This window comes from Sphingomonas sp. 10B4, from assembly GCF_035019905.1.
GTDB classification, from domain to species: domain Bacteria; phylum Pseudomonadota; class Alphaproteobacteria; order Sphingomonadales; family Sphingomonadaceae; genus Sphingomonas; species Sphingomonas glacialis.
In genome coordinates, this window is sequence record NZ_JASJVC010000118.1 from 1 (window position 1) to 6,092 (window position 6,092).

Genomic DNA, 6,092 nt, shown 5'->3' on the forward strand with positions numbered 1-6,092 from the left:
GTCATCGATCCTGCAGATTTCAGAATCATGGCTTGAGCGAGCGACGATTTTGCGGGTCGTCAAGCAGACGGAGTATATCTCAAATATCGACGCCACTACCGCTGCTGATATTAATCCTGCGAAGATGATCAACACGGGCAAGGCAAGTGTCCGATTGAAGGTTGCCAGCACGAAAACGCCGTTATCGGAAGTTGGTGCATCCCCTGTCATCCGGTTCATTTAGCGCAGCACGATGATGGCGGAAAGTGGTCGTCAGCCGACCGACCGCTTTGCGTCTCGACGTTGATGCAAAACTTTTGATTTTTGCATCATGTGTCGCGATCCTGCTTCGGCTTTCGGATCGACATTGTAGCGACTTGGGGGTTAGCTGTGGGGGCTACATCTACAATGCGCTGCCAGTAGTCCTCGGCACTGCTCACGATCCCACGTCGCTCGGCTAGTTCGAGGAAGGCGCGCGTGGTCAGCACGTCTGTTGCCATATCCAAACCCGTTTCGCGGACGAAGCGCGGAATCTTGCCGTTCTCATAGACGATGAGAATGCTAGCATCGCTATGATAGTCCACGTAGTTTCCGAGCCACTGCATGATCGCCAGTTCGCCGGCATCCTTGGCGCGCGCGGTGGGATCGACGGTGCGAGCCGTGGCGAACAGCCTGCCGATTTCGGTTGGAGCAACCAGAACAGGCGCGTTGCTATTGGGCTTTTGCCCCGCATCGAGCCAATCCTGTATCTCCTGCGCTCCGGGCTTGGTCATGTCCTGCGTCGCTTCAAACGCGACCATATCGGCCACTACGACCCGTCCGCCAATTTGGTGGAGCAGGTGCAGGGCATCGGTCTGTGCCAGATGGATCAGCGGGCCGGTATCCGGCACGATCACATCCGGCCGCTCGATCTGTAATTCTGTGCTCATAGCATTCCTTGCTGATCGGCGCGGCCGAACAATCGCGACCAGAATCTGCCTTCTGGCTGGGGCTGTGGGGATGGAGTGGGTTCTCCGATCGGCACAACCTCTAGCGACTGTGGTAGCGTTTCCGATGGGCGATCCGGGGCGGGGCGTTGATCGGTCAACAGACTACGCTCAGCTATCTGGCGCCAATGATTGCGATCAGTGCGCATGTCCTCACGATCAGCCCGAACATCGTCCAATTGGGATTTTAGAAGGTCAATTTGTTCCTTGAGCAAGGCGACAACCTCCCCATTTTCAGGGGGGGTAAGAGCGTCAACCTGAGGGGCAACCTTACCCCTGTCTTGGTTTACGGCAGGCCAAACTCGAAACAATTCGACCGGCTCGATTTCCCACTCACCGCTCGCATTCTTAGTGGCAGAAAGCCTACCAGAACGGACAGCTTTAATGATGGATTGCTTCGTCAAGCCGACGTGCTTTCCGGCTTCCGTAGGGGATAAACTCATAGGGGCAACCTGCGTAAACCTTACCTGAGGTAGACCGTAAACTGCTTTGTATCGATTGCGTCAACTGCTCGGCGGCAATCTCACAATCCGCACGAGGTCACTTTGTCCGCTTGTTAGCCAGCAGCTTTCTGATTTCTGCAAAATCCGGCGAACATTTCGATGATCCTGGGGCCACTCAACGGCTTCCCGCTGCTTCTTGCCCATCGCCTGAAATCGTCCGCTACAGCATCAAGATCGCGAGCCGGGGACGGTAATGCGGCGCGGGCGACCTCTGCAAAGGCGGAGTAGCGGATCGACCCGCCCGGAAACTCAAGCGGCACTATGGGCGTGTCGTTGATGTGCTCCACGGCGTTTTCACGGCGCGCCTTACGGCCTACCTTTGGCCCGTCTAGTTCGCGCTTCGTCGCGGTACGATCGCTACCGGATTTGATTTCCCATAACAGTCGCACCGATGTGACGGCTCGACCGCGTTTCACAGGTTCGTAGGATACGCGGAATCCAGCGAGCTGGTTCACCTCGGCAATTGCCGGATCGAGAGCCTTGCGGCGAAAGTCGAACCATTCGGCTAACTTTCCATCTGGCGCGCCGAGGCGAGCGCGCAGATCGTCGAGAGCGAACGTTTCTGCAGTCTTGTGGTCGAGGCCGCTGCGCAGCGCGAGCAGTTCGTAAAGGCGCAGCGAGTAGCGGCTTTCGAAGGCCATAACCGCGCGCTTGGAGAGCACGGCCCAATGGCTGGAATTGGCAAAAACCGTACGAAGGACCCGGCTGAACGACCACTCCAGATCACCACGGTCGTCCTCGTCACGAGCTACATAATCGAGCAGGGGGCCGGTAATGACGCGCATTCGGCCTTTGATCTTAGCCGAAGGGGCCGTCACCTCGACCAATGTGGTCTGCAACTCGCGCAGCGTGTCGATGCGCTCGGCCAAGGTCATATGGCCCAGGCCGGTCTGGTAGAGATCCGAGAGTGGCATGGTGTGCGTGACGTTGTCGGCTAGTTTCCCCCCGGCCTGCTTCACCAATAGGTGCCAAAGCTTTTGTGCACGTAGGCTGAGAGCCTTCTGCCCCTGCTTAAACACCATGTCGACCTGCCTGCCCGACGCGACGAGTTCGTCAGTGCGTTCGGCGCGGTCGGCGAGAGCCTGTTTCATGGGGACATTCATTGACCGACTTCGATCACCTTCGAAGTCGGTTTTCAAGTCGGTTTTCGCTCCCAATAAGTCGGTTTTCGCTCCCAATAAGTCGGTTTTCGCTCCCAATAAGTCGGTTTTAGGCTCAAAAAACGGCAGTTTTCTGCGGGTTACAGACCCCCTGAACCTTAGAACCTTTAGAACAATAGGAGCGCTGACGCGCAAAATGGCGTGCTGACGCACGGAGTTTTGATTTGGAAACGAGCCTGCCGGTCGGGCGGAGCTTTCCCAACTTCACATACCGCCCGGTCGGATCGAGGAATGGCTTAGCGGAACGGAAGGTGATTGGGGGCGGGAGGTGCCCCAAACTGCGGCTGGAGCCTGCTCAGGCGCTTCCAGAGAGGTTTTCCGTGCATTCTCCCTTGGTGGGCGAGTGCCGCACTCCCACGAGCCTCCTAGGGGGTTTTACGGCGTTTGCGGCGCACCGGGAGGGCCGGCTGGTCGATCAGGTGCCAGCCGTAGATCATGTGATCGCTGGCGACTTGGGGCGAGCAAGTGCCCTTGGAGATTTCCCAGCCCTTGCCGGTGCAGTTGCGGATCATGGCGAGGTCGCCTGTCTGAGCGAAGGCATAGGCCCACCGGCCTTCGTCGGTCGCGCCCCAGCTGGCCGCGGCGTTCTCGGTGCTGGCTTCATCGTATCCCTCCTGCCGGCCCCACTGCTGCCCGATCGCGACGCCGACAGCGAGCAGGGCCAGCGCGGCGAGGAAGATGCCGCCGCCGAACGACCAGAGCGAATGGACGGTGAAACGGTGCACCTGGCGTTCGAGGTGAGCCGAGCCTTTGGCGATGGTGGCGGTCTGCTGGGTGACGGAGGCTTCGACCTGCTCGATACGGCTGACACCCCGGAGGATCGTGTCCTCAAGTCTCTCCATGCGGGCGGTGAGCACATCGGCACCGACGTCCTCGGGCAACGGTGGAAGATCGTCGTCGGGGTCATTGGTCATCAAGGGACCAGCCTTCGAAGACTCGGCGATCGAGCGGGCGGGCGATCTCGGTGATGGCCTGTGTCAGCCGTTCCGCGATGACCGGATCAGCCTTGGCCCATTCGAACAGGATGGCGCCGGCGATGATCTTGCGACGGGCGTCGTCTTTACGTCCTTGCTGGGAAAGAGCGCGTTCGATCTTGCGCGCACGTTCGAGGGCTTGTTTCGCTCGGAGGCGAATCTTGTCAGCATGTTCCTGTGTGACTCTGGCAACCATGAAGCCCTCCGTATTGAAACCTAGCACCCAGAAGCTTAGAAGCAAGAAAGTTTGAAGGGCGCGATTAGAGTATTCTTTGAATACATCGCGGCAAGGGTTCCCCCTGCACCCCAAGGCAGAAGGAAAGTCCGCGTGGCCATCTTCCATCTGACGATGAAGCCGATGGCGCGGAGCAGCGGGCGTTCGGTGATCGGGTCGATCGCGTATCGGTCAGGCGAAAACCTGACCAATCTCCGCGACGGCGTGACCCACGACTATAGCCGCCGCGATGGCGTGGAGAGCGCCACGCTGGTGCTGCCGGGGGAGCGCGCGGAGGAGCGGGGGGTGTTCTGGAACCGGGTCGAGGCGCACCACAAGCGGGGGGACGCGGTGCCGGGACGGGAGATACAGGTGGCGCTTCCAGCCGAACTCGATCCCGACCAGCGGCGGGCGCTTGCGGTGCGTTACGGGCAGGATCTATCCGCCCGGTACGGGGTGGCGGTGGACGTAGCTGTGCATCGACCGCACGGCGAAGGGGACGAGCGCAACCACCATGCGCATATCGTCATGTCGGCCTGCCGGGTGGAGCCGGACGGCACCCTCGGCAAAAAGGTGGCTGAGCTGGACCCCATCCACTGCAAGCGCCACCAATTGCCGACGCCAGCCGAGTACGAGCGGGGGCGCTGGGAGGAGCTGACCAATACGGCATTGGCGCAGGCGCAGTGTCATGCGCGGATCGACCATCGATCGCGGGCAGAGCAGGGGCTGGATGGGTCGGCGCAGGAGAAGATGGGGCCGGCGGTGACGGCGATCGAGCGCAAGGCGCAGCGCGAGGCGCGCGCGGAGGGTCGCGAGTACGAGCCAGTGACGGATCGGGCGCGGGAGCGGTCGCGGCTGCTGGAACTGCGCGACGTGGCCTTGCAGAAGGCGCAGCAGGCGTTGGAATGGGGGGTCGAGTACGCCCAGCGGATGGCGCGGCGCATGCAATCGCCGTTCAGCCGGGAGGCGCTGGCGGCGGTGGGGACGCAGGAGATCGAGCGTCAGTCCCAGGAACGCGCGCAAGCGCAGGCACGGCTTCAGCTACAGCAGGAACAGGCGCAGCGGGAGGCGGTGCAGCGCGAACAGTTGCGCCAGCGTCAGGTGGAGCGCGATCAGCAGCGGCAGATCGATCACGATCATGGGCCGTCGCTCGGGCGGTAGGTCCGCTTACGACCAGACTTTGCCGTTTAACCCCGATCCGCGTAAAGGCCGTAATCGGTTAAAGTTTATGTCACAAGAGGGGCTAATTTCGTAACTTTCTGCCAACATCTCGTAAAAGGGCGCCTGGATGAACAACCTGACTAATCCAAAGCTGCACTTGCGGAGGAGCGAGCAGTGACGGGGCGCCGATGGGCTATGTTCCTGTCATTAGCCCTTTTCGCGGGCATGGTAGGGATCGGAGTGATCTATGGCGGTACGGAATGCGCTGTGCCGAAGAGTGGCCCGTTTCACTGGCTGATGAAGGGTCAGCATTGGGTCGTAACGAAAGGGCGCGCTAGCGGTGGTTGTATGCGCGTTAAATGAGCGCATGTCTTACAGCAACTGGAATGGCCGCTCGCCACCACTTTTCGCTGTTCCTGATGCAGAAATCACAGGTTTTGCATCACGCTTGGAACGGCGGAAAACTCGGCCTTGCGGTGATGCAGAAATCCGATGCGCCGCCGATCGCGGATGTCACGGCTTAGTTGATTGCGGTCTGGCAGCTTTCGGCAAACAGTTGCGGTATAGCAGGCATTACGAACAGCGCGTTTTTACCCATAAACTTGCGGCCCCAGCCGATAGATCGCTCGGCAATTCGCGGCAAAGGGACCGCGACCTGGATGTTCGAACATATTCTGGACTGTAACCTACGGGGACGGCCAATCCTTTCTTGCGCATGAGCTCCCCACCATTCTCTAATAATTATGGTGGCACACGGCCCCGCCGCCGGTATGAAAGTTGGCATGTATCGGACTCGCAGCTGATATGACGAAACAGGCCGATTTCCTTTCCACACGGGACCGCCATTTACGTCTGGTCGCCGATAGTCCGATTCCTTCGGTGATCAGTGATCCGCGGTTGCCCGACAACCCCATCGTTGCCTGTAACGCCGGCTTCTGCGAGTTAACCGGGTATGCGGTCGAGGAAGTCGTTGGGCGCAACTGCCGCTTCCTGTCGGGCCCGGCGACTGAGCCGTGGCTGACCGAGGAGATCCGTCGCGGTGTACGAGAGCATCGTCCGGTGCTTGTCGAAATCTTGAACTACAAGTGCAACGGTCACCCATTCCGCAACGCCGT

Annotated in this window: 8 protein-coding genes; 4 read left to right on the plus strand and 4 right to left on the minus strand. The window is 60.0% G+C overall.

The genetic code is table 11. The features are described from left to right. A partial coding sequence (locus QN347_RS18520) for a hypothetical protein (protein ID WP_323494299.1) occupies positions 1-223 on the plus strand: 223 nt, incomplete at its 5' end. An 85-nt stretch (positions 224-308) separates the two neighbouring features. Here the strand turns inward: QN347_RS18520 and QN347_RS18525 are convergent. From QN347_RS18525 to QN347_RS18540, 4 genes are all read right to left on the minus strand, one after another. After that, the gene (locus QN347_RS18525) at positions 309-908 is read right to left on the minus strand and encodes a hypothetical protein (protein ID WP_322164286.1); all 600 of its coding nucleotides are present in this window, start codon (positions 906-908) and stop codon (positions 309-311) included. Positions 909-1,521: 613 nt separating this feature from the next. Beyond that, positions 1,522-2,781, minus strand: coding sequence for a replication initiation protein (locus tag QN347_RS18530; RefSeq protein WP_322164287.1), 1,260 nt, complete (start codon positions 2,779-2,781; stop codon positions 1,522-1,524). Positions 2,782-2,993: 212 nt separating this feature from the next. Beyond that, the gene (locus QN347_RS18535; protein ID WP_322164288.1) at positions 2,994-3,542 is read right to left on the minus strand and encodes a hypothetical protein; all 549 of its coding nucleotides are present in this window, start codon (positions 3,540-3,542) and stop codon (positions 2,994-2,996) included. Continuing rightward, positions 3,532-3,798 carry a hypothetical protein gene (locus QN347_RS18540; RefSeq protein ID WP_322164289.1) on the minus strand — a complete coding sequence of 89 codons (267 nt, stop codon included), beginning with the start codon at positions 3,796-3,798 and terminating at the stop codon, positions 3,532-3,534. Before QN347_RS18540 ends, QN347_RS18535 begins: the two co-directional genes overlap by 11 nt. A gap of 132 nt (positions 3,799-3,930) precedes the next feature. On the opposite strand from QN347_RS18540, the gene QN347_RS18545 reads away from it, so the two are divergent. The 3 genes from QN347_RS18545 to QN347_RS18555 form a co-directional block, all read left to right on the plus strand. After that, positions 3,931-4,977 carry a MobA/MobL family protein gene (locus tag QN347_RS18545; protein WP_322164290.1) on the plus strand — a complete coding sequence of 349 codons (1,047 nt, stop codon included), beginning with the start codon at positions 3,931-3,933 and terminating at the stop codon, positions 4,975-4,977. Between the two features lie 359 nt (positions 4,978-5,336). After that, the gene (locus QN347_RS18550) at positions 5,337-5,501 is read left to right on the plus strand and encodes a hypothetical protein (RefSeq protein WP_323494300.1); all 165 of its coding nucleotides are present in this window, start codon (positions 5,337-5,339) and stop codon (positions 5,499-5,501) included. A 280-nt stretch (positions 5,502-5,781) separates the two neighbouring features. Beyond that, a partial coding sequence (locus tag QN347_RS18555; RefSeq protein WP_323494301.1) for a PAS domain-containing protein occupies positions 5,782-6,092 on the plus strand: 311 nt, incomplete at its 3' end.

Coding starts and splice junctions, on each gene's coding strand:
- QN347_RS18535 (WP_322164288.1), bottom strand. CDS start 3,542: ATGACCAATGACCCCGACGACGATCTTCCACCGTTGCCCGAGGACGTC.
- QN347_RS18525 (WP_322164286.1), bottom strand. CDS start 908: ATGAGCACAGAATTACAGATCGAGCGGCCGGATGTGATCGTGCCGGAT.
- QN347_RS18550 (WP_323494300.1), top strand. CDS start 5,337: ATGAGCGCATGTCTTACAGCAACTGGAATGGCCGCTCGCCACCACTTT.
- QN347_RS18540 (WP_322164289.1), bottom strand. CDS start 3,798: ATGGTTGCCAGAGTCACACAGGAACATGCTGACAAGATTCGCCTCCGA.